The organism is Corynebacterium sp. P3-F1, from assembly GCF_030503635.1.
Lineage (GTDB): Bacteria > Actinomycetota > Actinomycetes > Mycobacteriales > Mycobacteriaceae > Corynebacterium.
Genome location: NZ_CP129965.1, coordinates 659,817 through 676,154, shown reverse-complemented (window position 1 = coordinate 676,154; position 16,338 = coordinate 659,817). Strand labels below are relative to the sequence as shown.

18 protein-coding genes are annotated in these 16,338 nt (G+C 62.4%); 8 read left to right on the top strand and 10 right to left on the bottom strand.

The features are described from left to right. The first annotated feature begins 3 nt into the window (after positions 1–3). Together QYQ98_RS03135 and QYQ98_RS03130 are read left to right on the top strand one after the other, a co-directional pair. Positions 4–201, top strand: coding sequence for a hypothetical protein (locus QYQ98_RS03135; protein WP_302007312.1), 198 nt, complete (start codon positions 4–6; stop codon positions 199–201). Then, positions 164–1,204, top strand: a complete 1,041-nt coding sequence (locus tag QYQ98_RS03130; protein ID WP_302007311.1) for a S1 family peptidase — start codon at positions 164–166, stop codon at positions 1,202–1,204. The genes QYQ98_RS03135 and QYQ98_RS03130 overlap by 38 nt, the downstream gene beginning before the upstream one ends. Positions 1,205–1,234: 30 nt before the next feature. On the opposite strand, the gene QYQ98_RS03125 is transcribed toward QYQ98_RS03130, so the two are convergent. Beyond that, positions 1,235–2,047, bottom strand: coding sequence for a hypothetical protein (locus QYQ98_RS03125; protein ID WP_302007310.1), 813 nt, complete (start codon positions 2,045–2,047; stop codon positions 1,235–1,237). A 104-nt stretch (positions 2,048–2,151) separates the two neighbouring features. Between QYQ98_RS03125 and QYQ98_RS03120 the strand changes: the two genes are divergently transcribed. Together QYQ98_RS03120 and QYQ98_RS03115 are read left to right on the top strand one after the other, a co-directional pair. After that, positions 2,152–2,676 (top strand): NUDIX domain-containing protein, encoded by a 525-nt coding sequence (locus tag QYQ98_RS03120; RefSeq protein WP_302007309.1) that lies wholly within the window; start codon positions 2,152–2,154, stop codon positions 2,674–2,676. Positions 2,677–2,685: 9 nt separating this feature from the next. Beyond that, complete coding sequence (locus QYQ98_RS03115) at positions 2,686–3,294, top strand: glycoside hydrolase family 25 protein (protein ID WP_302007308.1); 609 nt, start codon at positions 2,686–2,688, stop codon at positions 3,292–3,294. On the opposite strand, the gene QYQ98_RS03110 is transcribed toward QYQ98_RS03115, so the two are convergent. The 4 genes from QYQ98_RS03110 to QYQ98_RS03095 form a co-directional block, all read right to left on the bottom strand. Continuing rightward, complete coding sequence (locus QYQ98_RS03110) at positions 3,252–4,151, bottom strand: CPBP family intramembrane glutamic endopeptidase (protein ID WP_302007307.1); 900 nt, start codon at positions 4,149–4,151, stop codon at positions 3,252–3,254. The genes QYQ98_RS03115 and QYQ98_RS03110 overlap by 43 nt on opposite strands. A 33-nt stretch (positions 4,152–4,184) precedes the next feature. Next, positions 4,185–4,652 (bottom strand): hypothetical protein, encoded by a 468-nt coding sequence (locus tag QYQ98_RS03105; protein WP_302007306.1) that lies wholly within the window; start codon positions 4,650–4,652, stop codon positions 4,185–4,187. Beyond that, positions 4,652–4,855, bottom strand: coding sequence for a transcriptional regulator (locus QYQ98_RS03100; protein WP_302007305.1), 204 nt, complete (start codon positions 4,853–4,855; stop codon positions 4,652–4,654). The genes QYQ98_RS03105 and QYQ98_RS03100 overlap by 1 nt, the downstream gene beginning before the upstream one ends. 126 nt (positions 4,856–4,981) lie before the next feature. Then, positions 4,982–5,692, bottom strand: a complete 711-nt coding sequence (locus QYQ98_RS03095) for a hypothetical protein (RefSeq protein ID WP_302007304.1) — start codon at positions 5,690–5,692, stop codon at positions 4,982–4,984. Positions 5,693–5,708: 16 nt separating this feature from the next. On the opposite strand from QYQ98_RS03095, the gene QYQ98_RS03090 reads away from it, so the two are divergent. Further along, complete coding sequence (locus tag QYQ98_RS03090; protein ID WP_302007303.1) at positions 5,709–5,879, top strand: hypothetical protein; 171 nt, start codon at positions 5,709–5,711, stop codon at positions 5,877–5,879. A 118-nt stretch (positions 5,880–5,997) separates the two neighbouring features. On the opposite strand, the gene QYQ98_RS03085 is transcribed toward QYQ98_RS03090, so the two are convergent. Continuing rightward, complete coding sequence (locus tag QYQ98_RS03085) at positions 5,998–6,933, bottom strand: TDT family transporter (RefSeq protein ID WP_302007302.1); 936 nt, start codon at positions 6,931–6,933, stop codon at positions 5,998–6,000. A 107-nt stretch (positions 6,934–7,040) separates the two neighbouring features. Further along, positions 7,041–8,450: a type I glutamate--ammonia ligase gene (gene glnA, locus QYQ98_RS03080; RefSeq protein WP_302007655.1), complete on the bottom strand. Its 1,410-nt coding sequence runs from the start codon at positions 8,448–8,450 to the stop codon at positions 7,041–7,043. Positions 8,451–8,687: 237 nt separating this feature from the next. On the opposite strand from glnA, the gene QYQ98_RS03075 reads away from it, so the two are divergent. Next, on the top strand, positions 8,688–9,098 hold the full coding sequence (locus QYQ98_RS03075; protein WP_302007654.1) for an RDD family protein: 411 nt from the start codon (positions 8,688–8,690) through the stop codon (positions 9,096–9,098). A 39-nt stretch (positions 9,099–9,137) separates the two neighbouring features. Here the strand turns inward: QYQ98_RS03075 and QYQ98_RS03070 are convergent, their stop codons facing one another. The 3 genes from QYQ98_RS03070 to QYQ98_RS03060 form a co-directional block, all read right to left on the bottom strand. Next, a complete protein-coding gene (locus QYQ98_RS03070; RefSeq protein ID WP_302007301.1) occupies positions 9,138–9,926 on the bottom strand; it encodes a DUF4191 domain-containing protein in 789 nt (262 codons plus the stop codon). Between the two features lie 115 nt (positions 9,927–10,041). Further along, positions 10,042–11,280 carry a MaoC/PaaZ C-terminal domain-containing protein gene (locus tag QYQ98_RS03065; RefSeq protein ID WP_302007300.1) on the bottom strand — a complete coding sequence of 413 codons (1,239 nt, stop codon included), beginning with the start codon at positions 11,278–11,280 and terminating at the stop codon, positions 10,042–10,044. 5 nt (positions 11,281–11,285) lie between these two features. Further along, positions 11,286–12,635 carry a 3-oxoacyl-ACP reductase gene (locus QYQ98_RS03060; RefSeq protein ID WP_302007653.1) on the bottom strand — a complete coding sequence of 450 codons (1,350 nt, stop codon included), beginning with the start codon at positions 12,633–12,635 and terminating at the stop codon, positions 11,286–11,288. A 178-nt stretch (positions 12,636–12,813) separates the two neighbouring features. Between QYQ98_RS03060 and QYQ98_RS03055 the strand changes: the two genes are divergently transcribed. Beyond that, positions 12,814–14,109 carry an acetyl-CoA C-acetyltransferase gene (locus QYQ98_RS03055; protein WP_302007299.1) on the top strand — a complete coding sequence of 432 codons (1,296 nt, stop codon included), beginning with the start codon at positions 12,814–12,816 and terminating at the stop codon, positions 14,107–14,109. A gap of 40 nt (positions 14,110–14,149) precedes the next feature. Further along, positions 14,150–16,237: an acyl-CoA dehydrogenase family protein gene (locus tag QYQ98_RS03050; RefSeq protein ID WP_302007298.1), complete on the top strand. Its 2,088-nt coding sequence runs from the start codon at positions 14,150–14,152 to the stop codon at positions 16,235–16,237. The last annotated feature ends 101 nt before the right edge of the window (positions 16,238–16,338 follow it).

The window sequence follows — 16,338 nt, the reverse complement described above, 5'->3', positions numbered from 1 at the left end:
ACTATGGCCCAGGAACAGTTCGCAGGACCCGAGCGCTACACCGAGTTCGACCCGGAGAAGTTCCTCCGCGACATGAACCTGATCAAGGACATCGGGGAAAAGGGCGAGAAGGAATCGAAGGACACGGATGACTCACAAGCCGCACAGGCCGCAGACACCGCGGATGCCGGATCCCGGGCCCCAGGAGAGCAGCACACCTAAACACGCCGCACCCGATGTCACGTACCCCTACTACGGCCTGGAGCCGGAGCCGGTGGCGGACAGCCGCCGGGAGTCTGCAGCTGGAGCGACGCTGTGGGCAGCGCTGGTAGTCATTACCACTTTCGTGGTGGCGTCGGTGGCGTGGTTGGGCATCACCACCGCCCAGAAACCGACGCCCACGGCGGAGGAGCGCCACGAGCGCGAACAGGTGCAGCGTCCCGGTGAACCGCCGGCGGACACGCCGGGTGAGGCTTCGCTGGGCTTCAGGGTCGCTGCACCACAGTTCGCCTTGTGGGCACCGGGCACGAAGATCCAGTCGACGGACCACTACCCTCAGCCGGGAGAATCCTTCACGGCTCAGTCATGCACGGTCGCGTTCAGTTTCCGCGGTCCTGAGGGGCGCAACTACGCCGTCACCGCCGGACACTGCGGCAAGGAAGGCGACTTGGTGTGGCCGACCTACGCGGAGACAGCCGCCGACTATTCAGTCGAGGTTGGCCGGTTCATATATTCGGGGCTGTACAGCGAGAATGTGGGGGAGATCGGCGATGTCGATGTGGGTATCATCGAGATCACCGACACGGAACGCTACATGGCCCTCGTGGGTAAGCCGATTGAGACCGCCCTCTACTCCGGGAATATCTCTTCGGGGGAGAAAATCTGTAAGACCGGGGCCACCACGGGTTTCACGTGCGGTGATTTTGAGGCGTCCGGGCGCACGCAGATCATCCGCACCGACGCTGGCAACGAACGGGAGACCTACGGCGACATCGCCCACGTCTGCGCGCTGCCGGGCGATTCTGGCGGACCTGTTTTCTACCTCATTGGCGGGCGCGCCAGCATCATCGGGGTTGTTTCCGGTACCGAAGCCGGCCGCGCGAATGAGCCGTGCGATACAGAAGGATCCGCTTCGAAGATGATGTCCTACTCCAATTACGATCAAGTCATGAAAGTCGTCGACCGCGTTGTCCCGGGGGTCGATTGGGTGGGGCAAACCTGGTAGGGCGGCAGTGAAACGTCGATAAGCTTCTGCTTATGAGACGTCGGCCTCCCACCACGCGTCCGCTCTACCGCGTTCCTTGACAAGGCGGTGGACCTTCTCCGGCGAGTAGGTGTAGAAGCGGATCTGTTCCACGGCGCGGGGGCGGCGCACTTCATGCCAGGTTTTGCCAATGCGCTCGGCTTCTTTCTCGCCGGAGACGTACCACGTCATGGACACGTAATTGGAATTGCCGTAGCCGGGATTATTGGCAAAGTCGATGGAATCCGCTTTTCCGTCGAGAGCCACGGTGAGCATCCGCTGGATCGTTTCGTCCGGCATGGTGGTGTAGCAGAACCCGTTGAACGTCACCCGAACGTTATCGGGTGTGGTCAGCGCCATCGAGTCCACGCAATTCTGCTCGAGGAGACGGCTGACGTGCCCCGTGAATTCCGGCAGGTCATTCAATGCCTCATCCGTAATTCCGCCCACAACCGCGACACCTGTGTACGTGCGCGCTGTCTTCGCGTCAGCAATGAAGTGCGTGCGTATCGACGCCCTCACCTGGTCCTCACTCGTCTCTGGCGGAGCCGGCTTCGGCGGGCGGGACACGCTGGTCTGGCCGTCCGATTCGGTCACCGTGGTCACTGTAGGGGTCTCGCTAGTTGACGATGATGTGGTCGTACCTGTCATCGTCGCTGAGGAACTCGCCGCGCGCTCCTCGGCAGAGGACTCGTAATTGACCACGCCGATGGCGAGCATGAGACAGACGATCAGTAACGCACCGAAGCCCACGATGAATGCCGCCGCGGGAATGCGGCGGTGGGGCTGTGTGTCGGAATCGGTGGTGCTGACCTGCGTGCTCATGATGCACACGATGTTAGTTCACCCTCTCGCCCGCGCGGGGATGCGGGACGTAGACTTGGGCGGCGAAGTTTTCTTCGTGCTCGTCGACAAGAAAGGTGCGCGCCATGCCCATCCCCGAATTCATTGTGGAAACCCGCAAGAAGATCGGCACGGATCTGATGTGGATCCCGGCCGTGACCGCGGTGGTGCTGCGCGACTCCACGGATGACTCACCCTGGGCAGTGCCCGAAGTGCTCCTGGTCAAGCGCGCCGACAACGGTGAGTGGACGCCCGTGACCGGGATCTGTGACCCGGGCGAGGAGCCCCACCACGCCGCCGTGCGCGAGGTGGCGGAGGAGACCGGCGTAGCTGTGAGCCCCGCCGCCCTCCTCGGTGTCGGTGCCGTCGGGCCCGTCGTTCACGCGAACGGCGACAATGCCAGCTACATGTCTGTTGCTCTGCGCCTCGAGGCCGACGACCCCGCCGCTGTGCCCGCCGTCGGCGACGACGAGAACAGCGAGACCGGCTGGTTCTCCATCGCCCAGATGCCGGTCACGGACCCCAAGTGGCGGCTGGTCATCGCCGATGCGGTGGCGCAGCGCAAGCACCCGGGCTCCTTCACCCCGCGCATGGGCTTTGCCAAGCGCTAGATGCTCCCAATGGGCGAATTACAGTTCGGCATCGACGTCAGCGAGCACCAGGACGGGCTGAGTCTCGTCCAGGCCGCGGCAGAGGGCGTCGAGTTCGTGGTCGTGCGCACCACCGACGGCACGTACCGCGACAGCACCTACACCTCGCACGTGCAGGATGCGCTCCGCGCCGGGCTGGCGGTTGAGGCCTACCACTACCTCCGCAACCCGTCGGAGGGGACCACCGTCGCCGAGCAGGTCGAAGCCGCCTGCGCAGTCATGGGGGATCTCGTCCTTCCCGTGTGGATCGACTGCGAAACCCCCGCCGGGCTGACGGTGGAGCACGTGCGCGACGCCCGTGACCGTTTCCTCGCGCGCGGCGTGCTGGTGGCCGGCATATACACCTATCCGCGCTACTGGAGGTGGCAGATGCTCGGCGCGGATACCGCTGAATTCGGTGCTGTGTGGTTGGCCGACTTTGGCGCAGATGACGTCGGTTCGCCGGGGGAGCTACTGAGGGGACGACAGTGGCCGCGGGACGTCGGCAAGCAGACGCCCCTCATGTGGCAGTACGGTTCGCGCGGTACCGTCGCCGGCTACGAGGCCGACGTCAACGTGCGGCGCTTAATCAACAGGTAAGCGAATGCTGTCGCGGCGACAGTGGCTGCCACCGAGATGAGCAGATCGACAGTGGATACCGCGTTGAGGTCCACCCCGTTCACCCCGAAAGCGTCAGGGGCATAAGCGAACGTGTTGCCCACCGCGTGAACCGCGGCAGCTGCCTCGATGCCACCGGTTTTGTAAGTGAGAAATATCGCGCACAAAGCAAACACTCCCACGTTGACCATGCCCATCCAGCCGTAATGGTGGCCCGACAAGAAGAACAGGAACGGCAGCAGATACGCCACCCACGCGGGGGAGAACCACTGTCCGACGATCTGCACCAACGAGCCGCGGAAGAACAGCTCCTCCGACAACGACTGCAGCGGAGCCATCGCGATAATGACGGCCAGCGCACCGAAATTGAGCAGGCCAACTGTCGCTCCGGAGCGGTCGGAAGTCGCGATGGCGAAGATCCCCTCCGCGCCGAGAAAGATGAGTGCCGGAATGAGTGCGAGGCCGAAATACTTCCAGCGGAAGCGGCGCTCAATCGACCAGATCGCGCGGGGATCACGGCCGGTGAGCCGTGCGGCTATAAAGCTTGCCGGGAGCGCAGCCACCCAGCCGATGAACAGAACGACCGCAAGGTAAGGCCGGTCGGCAAAAGTGAAGTTCTCAAAAGCGCTGACGCTGGGCTGCGCGATCTTCTCAAAGAGGTAGAACAGGCCGGTCGCCCCTGCGGTGAGGGCCATGATGAGGCCGATGGCTAAGACGAGCTCCAGCAGCGGGCGCCACCATGCGGGGCGGGGAAACGTTCCGGTTGAAACTCGTGAGAAGTCTTGCGCTGAATCAGCAGGTAAACGGTATGTGCGGCCGAGGAGATGGTAGGCGCTCATAACCGGATTTTATCACTGTGTTCAAAGAAGGCTTTAGCGGGCGATAAGCTCGTCTCGGGTGATCTTGCCGGCCAAGGAGCGCGCAATTATGAACGGCACCCACAATACCTGGACGGTGAGAAGCTTGGCGAAGAACAAAGCGACGTCCGTGGCATCGAGCTCGACCCAGTACTGGGAAGCCAAAGCGACGATAACTGAGATTATGAGAAGGGCGATCGAGAGAAAGAGTCCGGCCCTGAATCCGTCTTCTCGTGCCTCGAAGAGGCGTTGTATCTCGTACTCGTCGAGCTCCGCGGTCGGAAGATCGTTGTAATTGATCTGCTTGCGCAGAACAACCGTGCCAAGGTTCGCCGCGAGAGCCCCAAGTGCCCAGGCCATGTTCGCGATGCCAGGCTCGAAGAACTGGAGTGCGGCGGAAAGGATCACCACGGCGATTGCGGCATCAGTCAAATGGATTGTGCGGTTGCGTGTTTTGACGGAGTCAGGGATTCCGGCGCTCATTAGTGGTTCCTCCGGTAGATTTCGTCGGACATGAGGTTGAATTCTGTTCGGGAAAAGATGGCCTCAACAGGCAGGTCGAAGCCCCCGCACTTACGGAAGGCGAGATGCAGGCTGGGGTAGTGGTCGTGCGTCATGTCCCTCTTTGCGCACAGCGCCCGTACCCGATTGCAAGTCGGGTTGACCGGTTTCTTCTTTGGGAACATGGTTCAAAGTGTTGCATAAACCCAATAACAAGTCAAGGTCTTGTGCTGTTTCGTCGATAAGCGTGCTTGCTTATGAAAGCGAAACCCGGACAGTCGTCCTGGATGCCCGGGATGAAATGGCGCTATTTAGCGGCCGTATTGCTGGTACGGGTTGCCGCCGTCCGGACCTGGCTGCTGGCCCGGATTGAAGCCCGGCCCCGGCTGGCCCTGGGGTGGGAACTGCGGGTTCTGTTGGAAGCCCTGCTGCGGCTGGCCCGGACGAAAGGCCTGTGGATGGCCAGGCTGACCTGGGCTTGTGAAGCCCGGTGCGTAAGCCGACTTCTTTGACTTGTTGTGCAGCAGCGCAAAAGCGAACACCGCGATGACGATAATGACCACGAGTAGCCAGAGCCAGAAACCGAGTCCCAAGCTGGTCGGAGTGAACTCCCTTACTTCAGCGTCGCTGTTGGCGCGAACGCAGCTAATCACCGCGAGAATGAGCGCAAGCACTTGCAGAGCGGCGGCGACCAGACCGATGATGGCGGCGGCGCGATCCTTTTTGAAAAAGCCCACAACGACGGCCGCGAGATAGGCGACGAGGATCAGTGATGCCAGCGCGACTAACAAGGCCTGGTCAGCTTGAAATTCAGGCGCATTCAATATTTCTTGTTCGATCATCTGTGCTTCAGTATCGAAGCCCTCAGCATCGATGGTCATTCCGCCCCACCAGTTAAGGGTCAACGCGAAGTCGACGAGCGCATCTTCGATGTCGAAGCCATACTGGCCGCGGCCGAGCTCGCCGAACTGCTCTTCGATTATGGCGCGCTGGGCATCTCTGTCCGTTGTCATTTTCAGCATGGGAAGAAAACTGCTGATGAGAGTGACCCAGAACAAGCCGATAGCCACGAATGTCGGCCACCCCGGAAGCGAGGACTTCTTCTGCGTTGTGGCGGTCGACCCAGGAACCTGGTGGCCGGGGCCGAAGGCTCTGTGCTGCGGCTGGTTGGCCCACTGCTGGGGAGGCGGTGTGCCGTGGTTGCCTTAAGGTCTGTTCGGATCGGGCATGTTCGGATTCGTCATAATCGCCTTCTTCGAGCCGTTCTACAGTCGGCCCCAATATATACGCAGGCAGACGACTCCGCCGGAGATTGAGCTTGCAGGTTTTACGCGCGCTGGCGTCGGCCCTCCACCACCCAGCTCAAGAACCTGCCGGAGCACAGCGACCAGTGGACGATCAGAAGCAGAGGGATACTCAATGCGATCGCATCCAGCAGCTCCGAACCGTTGACAAGGGCGAGCTGATGTCCGCCCATGCTGATCGTGCCCGGCGGGAACGTGCAGGACCACCATGCCGGGGAGTAGTCGACCCAGCGCGCAACGTTGGGGTAGAAGGTGAACATGGCGAAGATCGCAAGCGGGATGGCGATGCCGAGGGCGATGAGTCCGTAGACGATGGACACTGGGCCCGGGTAGAGGATCTGCATCGCAGTGGTGGATTGCCCGACCACGCCCAGCGGAACCCATGCGGTCGCGGAATTCGCTCCCCTCAGATCAACCTTGCCGCGCCACGTTGCCCAGTAGACACGAATGAACACCGGCACCGCGGTCACGATCGACATGGCGAAGAAGATAGTGCCCATCACGTGGTACATCTGGCCGTAGTCGAGTGCGAGCCAGCCGGCGACCGACGCCGAAATCATAGGGCCGACAAGTGGCAGGCCCCAAGTGAAACGCGGGGTGCCGTCGAAACGCGTGAGCTGGATCGCCCACGTGACCACGGTAACGGGCGCACCGATCCAGAAGCCGATGAGACGGTACACGCCCTGGTCTGTGAGGCCTGACAGCGCGGCGCCGAGCGCCAAGATGCCGATGAAGAACATCGACCATTCCGCCATTGAGGTGCGTTCCCAGCTCGGGTGGCGGTACCGCAGGAATCCCACGACGAGGGCGATCAGAATCGCGCACGCGATTGAGGCGAAAAGCGCCGAGCCGACCAGCATGTGCTCCTCGACCAGCAAGCGGGAGACAATTGAAGTGCCCATCAGGCTGCCGCCCCACGCCGGTCCTGGAGGGGGAAGTTTGCGGAACTTATCAGTCACTCCGCATATGGTAATGATCGCTGGAGAACTTGCGAAAAATTAAAAAGGACCCACGGAATCCGGTGACGGAAACCGTGGGTCGTGGGGCCCTTCAGGGTCCGGCTGCTTTAGACGTCGAAGTACATTTCGTAGTCGAGCGGCGTCGGGCGCAGACGAGCCGGGGTGATTTCATCGTCGTTCTTGAGCTTGATGTAGGTCTCAATCAAGTCTTCGGTGAACACGTCGCCCTCGGTGAGGAACTCGTGGTCTTCCTCCAGCGCAGCCAGCGACGCCTCAAGGGAGGTCGGTGCCTGCGGAATGGACTTAGCCTCTTCCGGCGGGAGCTCGTAGAGGTCCTTGTCCACCGGCTCGTGCGGCTCAATACGGTTCTTCACACCGTCAATACCAGCCATCATCATGGCAGCGAAGCCGAGGTACGGGTTGCCGCTCGGGTCCGGCGCGCGGAACTCGATGCGCTTGGCCTTCGGGTTCGAGCCCGTGATCGGAATGCGGATTGCGGCGGACCGGTTGCGCTGCGAGTACACGAGGTTGATCGGGGCTTCGAAGCCCGGGACCAGACGGTGGTACGAGTTCAGCGTCGGGTTGGTGAACGCCAACACGGCACCGGCGTGGTGCAGGATGCCGCCGATGTAGAAGCGAGCAATGTCGGACAGGCCGCCGTAACCAGATTCGTCGTAGAAAAGCGGCTCGCCGTCCTTCCACAGGGACTGGTGAGCGTGCATGCCGGAACCGTTGTCGCCGGCGATCGGCTTCGGCATGAACGTCGCGGTTTTGCCCCACTCGTGAGCGGTGTTCTTGATGATGTACTTGAACGTCTGCAGATCATCGGCAGCGTGCAGGAGCGTGTTGAACTTGTAGTTGATTTCCTGCTGGCCACCAGTGCCCACCTCGTGGTGGAAGCGCTCGATCTCGAAGCCGGCGTTGGCCAGGTTCATCGTCATCGCGTCGCGGACGTTCATTGTCTGGTCGACCGGCGGCACCGGGAAGTAGCCGCCCTTCATCGGGGTCTTGTGGCCCAGGTTCGGGGAGCCGGCGTGCTCCGTCTCGCGCTCACGGTTCCACCAGCCCTCAATAGAATCCACCTCGTAGAACGCCTTATGCGCGTCGACGGAGTAACGGACGGAATCGAACAGGTAGAACTCCGCCTCAGCACCGAAGAAGCAGGTGTCGGCGATACCGGTGGAGGCGAGGTACTCTTCGGCTTTCAGCGCCACGTTGCGCGGATCACGGGAAAAGGCCTCGTGAGTGAACGGGTCGTTGACGAAGAACTTCACGTTCAAGGTCTTGGTTTTACGGAACGGGTCCACCTGGGCGGTGGCCAGATCCGGCATGAGGATCATGTCGGACTCATCAATCGTCGTAAAGCCGCGAATCGACGAACCGTCGAATGCGAGACCTTCCTCCACCGCGTCTTCGTCGAACATGGAAGCCGGAATGCTGAAGTGGTGCTCAATGCCAGGAACATCAGTGAAGCGGACATCCACAAATTCGATGTGCTCATCCTTGATGAATTTCATTGTGTCCTGGATGTTGTCAAAGCCCACGGGTAAAACTCCTTGAGTACAAATTGGGTGCTTCCAACGATCGTACATTGAAAACTGGGCCCTCCGCGGAGCTTAACGGCCCCGAAGTTTCCTAAGAGTTCAGAATGCGAAACCCGTACTCTATCCTTGACCATCATGGGTAACGCGCAGCGTGGCGGCAACGCCGGAAATCAACCGTCAACTCCAGCCGGCGGTTCCGACAACGAGTACATGGTCGGTCGCTGGCCGGGTGAGCAGCTCGGCATGCCACAGACGGGCAGCGGTTCGATGGCCTCTGTCATGCGGCGCGCAGTCGGGGTCCTCATCGACTGGGTCATTTGCTGGATCATCGCCGGTTTCATTGTCATGAACACCCACGCTTTCGGCGGGATCTCGACGCTGACGTACTTCCTGTGGCTGGTGCTGGGAATCATCAGCGGCTGGCTCTTCGCGCGCACCCCGGGGATGGCGGTGTTGGGGATGGGCGTCGCCCGTGTGGACACACCTGGTGAGACCGTCGGTTTCTGGCGTGCGGCGGTGCGCACCATCCTCACCGGGTTCATTTTCCCGGCGGCGATTGTCGACGCTGACGGCCGCGGCATGCACGACCGCGCGACCGGAACAGCAGTAATCCGCTCGTAGCCTCCTTCGGCTCACGAGCGGACGAGCTGGTGATGAGGCTTATTTGCCCTTGCGCTGCTGCATGCGGCGCATCTTACGGTTCATTCCCGCCATGTTCTGCGCCTGGTGCGGCATCGGGCCCTTCGGCAGACCCGCGCGCTGCCCGCCGCGGATATTGTCCATCGCCTCGAGCTTCGCGTTGACGGAGTAGACCTCGTCCTTGCTGTAGTTCTTCGGCAGCTTGAGCAGGTGGCGCTGGAGCTTCTTCGGCGGAACTTGGCCTTCACCGGATCCCACGAACACCTCGTGGATGGGCACGCCGGCGACAAGGCGGTCGATGCGCTTGCGCTCCTTTTCCATCATCGGCTTCAAACGCTTCTCGTTGCCCTCGCCGACAAGAATGATGCCCGGGTTGCCCACCACGCGGTGAACCGTGTCCATCTGCGGGTTCGCGGCCACGCCAGTCTTGGTTAGCCACACGATACCCATGGTGTTGCGCATGTTCTCCAGCGTCCAACCGGCAGCACCGGGGGTGTCGCCCACCTCGTCGTACATCGAGCCCTCGAGGCGGCGGGTGAAGATGAACATAGCTAACACGAAGCCGAGGAGCAGGCCGAGCACCAGCATGAAGCACTGGCCGTTGAACAGCAGGCCGATGAGGAAGAACAGCAGGCCCACGCCCAAAATGGCGGCCAGCATCAGCGGGATCAACTTCTTGTCGCGCTTGCGCTGGAGGTTGAACGCCTGCCAGATCTGCGAACGGGTCTGCTTGCGTTGCGTGCGCTTTGCCGAGCGCTGCTCTTTCTTCGCGGATTTCTCGGCGGCGCTTGCCTTCTTGTCCTTTGCCATGGTCACCAGACTATCGAAGAGGCTGCGGGCCGCACGAACTGCCACTGGCTGAGGAACAGAAAACCCGCCGCCTCCGGCAGTGCGGTGGCGACGGGTGAGTAACGTGGGTTGGCGCTTACAGCGGTGTCAGCTCAGCGTTGAGGTGCAGCTTGTCCGGCTTGGACGAACCGCGCAGCTGAATCCCGTAGGAGCCGTTTTCCTCTTCGATGGTCCACAGCGCGACCTGCGCCGGGATCACCACAGGTTTGACGAACTCGACGGAGTAGCGCAGTGCCTCCGGCAGCTTGCCTTCGAGTGGAGCGAGGACCGCCGCCGCCGAGTACATGCCATGGGCGATCCGAGCCGGGAACCCGAAGAGCTTCGCACCCAGGTTGGAGGTGTGGATCGGGTTGTGGTCGTTGGATGCCTCGACGTAGGCGTTGACATCGGAGCCGGTCCAGCGCCAGCGGGCATTCGGCTTGAACTCCGGAAGCTCTGGCTTGGGCAGCACCTTGCCGGAATCCTCCGCGCGGGTGGTCACACTGACATCCGCCGACTTGGCGAATTTCGCGCCCATGCCCAGGAATGTCGAGGTCTGGCGCCACACCGGCTCGCCGGCGGTGTCGCCCTCGGCGAAGATCTCGGTGACGATGTCCACCAGCAGCCCGCGGCGATGCGGACGGAGGTTCTCACCGTGGGAGCGGATCGTGTACGTCCCATCCACCGTCAGGGTGCGGGATTGCTCGATCACGTTGGTCACGTGCACCGCGCCCATCGCCGGGTAGGGGAAGTCAGGGCGGGAGAGCAGCTCCATGACGAGCGGGAAGGAGAGCACGAAGAAGTACGTCGGCGGGATCTCGTTACCGAGACGCAGACCCGTCGCACTGGTGTAGTTGGCCAGGTTCTCCTGGCCGATCTTCACGCCGCCGACTTCGATCGCGGAGGTCGGGTCCTTCTTCGCCTCGCGCGTGCCACCGACACCGGGGATCGCGCTCAGGAAGATCTTGCGGTTGATCGCCTTCAGGTCCGGGATGGACTTCAGCGTCTCGTAGGTGCGGTCCGCACCAGCCGCCCCCTTCTTCTCACCGTCGCCGGCGGCGTCGGCGGCCTTTTGCTCGGCCTTTTCCGTGGCCTCGGCAGCCTTAGCTTTTGCCTCGCCCGCTTTTTGTTCGGCATTGTTGCTGAGCCCTTCGACCTTGGTGGAGACAGTCTCCTTCACATCGTCGAACGCGTCAGCAGCCTTCTCAGCAAGGTCCTCGGCCTTGTCCTGGGCCTTGGCGACAGCTTCCTTCGCGTCGGCCTTGGATTCAGCTGCGGCCTGATCAGCCTTCTTCTTGGGGTCCTTGTCGTCGCCCTTGTTCACAGCAGTAGTCATGGTGCTTACGCTCCCAGCAGGTTCTGGCCGCAGACGCGGACCGTGTTGCCGTTGACGGCGACGGAGGACGGCGCGGAGAAGTACGCGACCGTCTCGGCGACGTCGACCGGACGACCGCCCTGGTTCAGGGAGTTCAGGCGGCGGCCGACCTCACGTGGGCCGAACGGCATCGCTGCGGTCATGTCGGTCTCGATGAAGCCCGGTGCGACGGCGTTGATGGAGCCGCCGAGCTTGGCGATACGGTCGGACAAGGCGTCGACGAAACCGACGACACCGGCTTTGGTGGTGGCGTAGTTGGTCTGGCCGCGGTTACCAGCGATACCGGCCATGGAGGACACACCGACGATGGCGGGCTTCTCGGCGAATGCGTCGGCGTCGAGAAGAGCCTCGGTGATGCGGACCGGTGCGACGAGGTTGATGTTCTGGACCATGTTCCAGCGGCCCTCGTCCATGTTCACGAGCAGCTTGTCGCGGGTGACACCGGCGTTGTGCACGATGGTGTCGATCTTGCGGCCGTAACGCTCCTGGGCGTGCTTGGCAATCTCCTCGGCAGCCTTCGGATCGGTCACGTCGAGCGGGAGAGCGGTGCCCTTGACCTTGTTGGCGGTTTCGGCGAGGCCTTCGCCAGCCTGCGGAATGTCCACGCAGATGACCTTGGCGCCGTCGCGGGCGAGGGTCTCCGCGATGGTCGCACCGATGCCGCGCGCTGCACCAGTAACGACGGCGAGGCGGCCCTCAAGCGGTTTCTCCCAGTTCTCCGGGAGCTGAACATCGACCGGGGTAATGCGGATGACCTGGGCATCGACGAAGGCGGACTTGCCGGACAGTAGGAAGCGGAGAGTGGACTCGACCTTATTGATCTGGGTGCCGTCGATCTCCGGGTCCACGTACACCAGCTGGACCGTGGCAGCCTTGCGCATTTCCTTTGCCAAGGAGCGGGTGAAGCCCTCCAGCGCCCGGGCGGCAATGCGGGCATCGGCGTCGTCGATAAGCTCCGGCGTGGTGCCGATAACGACGATGCGTGCGTTGTCCAAGACCTTCTTCAGCTGCGGATTGAAGAAGTTGTAGAGCTCGACGAGGTCTTCCGGCTTCTTCAGCTCGGTCGCATCGAAGACGATGCCGGCGCGCTTGGTGTCAGCTTCGGCCTTGATGAGCTTGTACGGGCCTTCGAGCAGGGGCGTCAGCTCACCGGCGAGGCGGCCGCTGCCGCCGACGACGACCGGGCCGTGGAGAAGAGGCTCGCCCTGCTTGTAGCGGCGAAGGGGGTACCCCTGGGGGACGCCGGCTTTCGCGGCGAGGGGGGAGTTGATGATCTGTTCGAGGAGGCCTTTCGATGCCACAATATTCTCCTTCATTTTCGGCAACAGCGACCGTTCCAATTCGGTAGCTCTGTGTCGAATACTATTATAAGATCGCAATGGTGACGAACCTTACAAAGTTCGAACTTTGTAAAATGCCAGACATTAATCTCACGGTAAACAACTGATCAGCAGTTACTTACCTCGAGCTCCATGGGAAGTGCAGGAACTAAGCATGAATCAACCCCGCAAAGTAGCCATCCTCGGCGGAAACCGTATCCCGTTCGCGCGTTCCAACAAGGAATACGCCAACGCTTCTAACCAGGACATGCTCACGTCAGCGATCAACGGTCTGGTTGCCCGCTACGGTCTGCAGGATCAGGAGCTGGGTCTCGTGGTCGGTGGCGCTGTGCTCAAGCATGCCCGCGACTTCAATCTCGTGCGCGAGTCCGTGCTTGGCTCCGAGCTGGCCTCCACGACCCCCGCGTTCGATGTGCAGCATGCATGCGGCACCTCGCTGACGTCTGCAATCCAGGTCGCCGACGCAATCGCACTTGGCCGCATCGAGAACGGAATCGCCTGCGGTACAGACACCACGTCCGACGCGCCGCTCGCCGTAAACGATGCCCTGCGCAAGACGTTGATCCGCCTGTCCAACGCGAAGTCCACGAAGGACCAGCTCAAGCTCGTCGGCTCCATCCGTCCGAACCAGCTGGCACCGGAGCAGCCGCAGAACGGCGAGCCGCGCACCGGCCTGTCCATGGGCGAGCACGCCGCGATCACCGCGCGTGAGATGGAGATCAGCCGCGAAGCACAGGATGAGCTGGCGGCAACCTCCCACCAGAACCTGGCCAAGGCGTACGAGGAAGGCTTCTTCAACGACCTGATGACCCCGTTCCTGGGTGTTAACAAGGACACCAACCTTCGTCCGGACTCCTCGGTTGAGAAGCTGTCCAAGCTCAAGCCCGTCTTCGGCAAGAAGGATGCGGAGCAGCACGGAGGCACCGCCACGATGACCGCGGGTAACTCAACCCCGCTTACCGACGGCGCTGCGGCAGTCCTGCTCGGCTCCGAGGAATGGGCACAGGAGCAGAACCTCCCCGTCCGCGCTTACCTAGTCGACTCCGAGCTCGCTGCCGTTGATTTTGTCTCCGGCAAGGATGGCCTGCTCATGGCCCCCACTTACGCAGTGCCGCGCCTCCTTGAGCGCAATGGTCTTACCCTGCAGGACTTCGACTTCTACGAGATCCACGAGGCATTCGCTTCCCAGGTCCTGGCCACCCTCAAGGCATGGGAGGACGAGACCTACTGCCGCGAGCGTCTCGGCCTGGACAAGCCACTGGGCTCCATCGACCGCTCCAAGCTCAACGTCAAGGGCTCCTCGCTGGCTGCCGGCCACCCGTTCGCGGCCACCGGCGCGCGCATCCTCGCTTCCGCAGCCAAGACCCTGGAGGAGAACGGCGGCGGCCGCACCCTCATCTCCATCTGTGCCGCAGGTGGCCAGGGTGTCGTAGCCATCATCGAGCGTTAAACCGAACACTTCACGCAAGCTTCTAAGAAAGAAGGACATCATGACTTCTGTTGAGGAAAAGGGCCGCAAGGCCAAGCCGGAATCCCGCTCGCCGAAGGCGTTGCCGGAGACTCCGGATCAGGCTGTCGCCGGCAAGCTGAAGACCCTGCTCGACGGACCTTGGGAAGAGCAGAAGGACAATATCCGCGAGCAGCTCAACCGCGAAGAAACGCTGCCGATGATCGAAGGCTCCGTCGAGGAGATTCGTGCAGCCTTGCTGGAGAAGGTCAAGATGGTGGCCGCCTCCGGCATGATGCAGACCGCCTTCTCCAAGGCGAACGGCGGCTCCGGTGAAGCTCACGTGGGCATCCTTGGCCTCGACCTGCTCGGCCAGTTCAATGGTTCGCTGGCCATTAAGTCCGGTGTGCAGTTCGGCCTGTGGGGCGGCGCTGTCGACGTGCTGGGCACCGAGCGCCACCGCGAGTACGCGCAGGGCGCCATGGACCTGTCCAAGCTCGGCTCCTACGGCATGACCGAGCGCGGCCACGGTTCTAACGTCCAGGAGCTGGAGACCACGGCCATCTACGATCCGGAGACCCAGGAGTTCGTGATCAACTCCCCGTCCCCGTCGGCCACCAAGGTCTACATCGGCAACACCGCCCGCGACGGCCGCTGGTCCGCCGTCTTCGCCCAGCTCTACACCCCGGGTGAGGAAGAGTCCCACGGCGTGCACTGCTTCGTCGTACGCATCCGCGAGGATGACGGCTCCCCGGTTGAGGGCGTCAAGATCGGCGACCACGGCCACAAGGGCGGCCTCCTCGGTGTCGACAACGGCACCTTGACCTTCGACAACGTCCGCATCCCGCGCGAGGCTCTGCTGAACCAGTTCGGCGACGTGGACGAGGCAGGCAACTACACCTCCCCGATCGAGTCGAAGAACCGCCGTTTCTTCACCATGCTGGGCACGCTCATCCGCGGCCGCATCGCAGTCGGCGCCGCCGGTTCCGGTGCGACCAAGTCTTCGCTGGCCATTGCCACGAAGTACGCGCACAAGCGCCGCCAGTTCGATTACGGCGACACCGGCACGGAAGACAAGCTGATCGACTACCGTGCTCACCGCCGCCGCCTGATCATCCCGCTGGCCCGCACGTACGCCGTCCAGCTGCTCCAGAACCAGTTGACGGCGCGCTACGCGGACCAGACCGCCCGCCAGGCATCGGGTGAGTGGTCCACCACTAACCCGACCGAGGCACAGGCCCTCGCATCCCGCGAGATGGAGACCCTGGCCGCGGCGTTCAAGGCTGTCGCCACCGAGCACGCCACCGACACCATCCAGGAGTGCCGCGAAGCCTGCGGCGGCGCCGGCTTCATGTCGGAGAACCTGCTGACCACCTACCGTGCCGACACCGACGTGTACAACACGTTCGAGGGCGATAACACCGTCCTGCTGCAGCTGGCCGGCAAGAACCTGCTCACGGCCTACACCAGCGAGATGGCGAACCCGTCCGCGATGGACATTGTGAAGTTCGCGGCCACCAACGTGACCGACATCTTCCGCAGTCGCGCAGGTCTGGGCTCCACCGTCCAGTCCGTGGTGGACACCTTCACCAGCGAGGAAGCGTCCCTGTTCGACGCCGACTACCAGCTGAAGGTCATCCAGATGCGCGAGCAGCTGGTCATGCGCTCCTTGATCCGCCGCGTTCAGGGTGCACGCAAGCTGGACAAGGCAGAAGCTGCCAAGGTCATCGACAAGTCCCAGGACCACATGCTCAACGCGGCGTGGGCTTACATCGAGAACCTCATGGTCCAGGCCATGATTGAGGCCGAGCGCTCCCTCCCGGTGGGCTCTGTCGAGCGCGATGTCTTCGAGCAGGTCCGCCACCTGTTCGTCTTCGACACCATCGTCCGTAACGCTGGCTGGTACCAGGAGCACAACGTGATCTCCTCCGGCCGCGTCAAGGCAGCCCGCGCCTCCATCAACGACCTGGTCGACTCCCTCGGCCCGTGGTCCGAGGTCCTGGTTGACGCCTTTGCCATTCCGTCAGTCGTTCTCGACCGCCCGCTGTTCAAGGACGGCGGCACCGACGACAGCCGCGATAACCCGGAGGCATGGAAGGTCGGTTCCAACATTCCGACCGGTAAGAAGTAGGGATAGCCGGTAGACCTAGTAACGGATCAACCCCCACCTGAAGGCTCTGAGGGCTCTCAGGTGGGGGTTGCGTCGTGGATGGGAACTTGACGCGGCTACAG

Excerpts from the sequence above, each read along its gene's own strand:
- QYQ98_RS03135 (WP_302007312.1), top strand. The coding sequence starts at position 4 with ATGGCCCAGGAACAGTTCGCAGGACCCGAGCGCTACACCGAGTTCGAC.
- QYQ98_RS03130 (WP_302007311.1), top strand. The coding sequence starts at position 164 with ATGCCGGATCCCGGGCCCCAGGAGAGCAGCACACCTAAACACGCCGCA.
- QYQ98_RS03125 (WP_302007310.1), bottom strand. The coding sequence starts at position 2,047 with ATGAGCACGCAGGTCAGCACCACCGATTCCGACACACAGCCCCACCGC.
- QYQ98_RS03120 (WP_302007309.1), top strand. The coding sequence starts at position 2,152 with ATGCCCATCCCCGAATTCATTGTGGAAACCCGCAAGAAGATCGGCACG.
- QYQ98_RS03115 (WP_302007308.1), top strand. The coding sequence starts at position 2,686 with ATGGGCGAATTACAGTTCGGCATCGACGTCAGCGAGCACCAGGACGGG.
- QYQ98_RS03110 (WP_302007307.1), bottom strand. The coding sequence starts at position 4,151 with ATGAGCGCCTACCATCTCCTCGGCCGCACATACCGTTTACCTGCTGAT.
- QYQ98_RS03105 (WP_302007306.1), bottom strand. The coding sequence starts at position 4,652 with ATGAGCGCCGGAATCCCTGACTCCGTCAAAACACGCAACCGCACAATC.
- QYQ98_RS03100 (WP_302007305.1), bottom strand. The coding sequence starts at position 4,855 with ATGTTCCCAAAGAAGAAACCGGTCAACCCGACTTGCAATCGGGTACGG.
- QYQ98_RS03095 (WP_302007304.1), bottom strand. The coding sequence starts at position 5,692 with ATGCTGAAAATGACAACGGACAGAGATGCCCAGCGCGCCATAATCGAA.
- QYQ98_RS03090 (WP_302007303.1), top strand. The coding sequence starts at position 5,709 with ATGAGAGTGACCCAGAACAAGCCGATAGCCACGAATGTCGGCCACCCC.
- glnA (WP_302007655.1), bottom strand. The coding sequence starts at position 8,450 with ATGAAATTCATCAAGGATGAGCACATCGAATTTGTGGATGTCCGCTTC.
- QYQ98_RS03075 (WP_302007654.1), top strand. The coding sequence starts at position 8,688 with ATGGTCGGTCGCTGGCCGGGTGAGCAGCTCGGCATGCCACAGACGGGC.
- QYQ98_RS03070 (WP_302007301.1), bottom strand. The coding sequence starts at position 9,926 with ATGGCAAAGGACAAGAAGGCAAGCGCCGCCGAGAAATCCGCGAAGAAA.
- QYQ98_RS03065 (WP_302007300.1), bottom strand. The coding sequence starts at position 11,280 with ATGACTACTGCTGTGAACAAGGGCGACGACAAGGACCCCAAGAAGAAG.
- QYQ98_RS03060 (WP_302007653.1), bottom strand. The coding sequence starts at position 12,635 with ATGAAGGAGAATATTGTGGCATCGAAAGGCCTCCTCGAACAGATCATC.
- QYQ98_RS03055 (WP_302007299.1), top strand. The coding sequence starts at position 12,814 with ATGAATCAACCCCGCAAAGTAGCCATCCTCGGCGGAAACCGTATCCCG.
- QYQ98_RS03050 (WP_302007298.1), top strand. The coding sequence starts at position 14,150 with ATGACTTCTGTTGAGGAAAAGGGCCGCAAGGCCAAGCCGGAATCCCGC.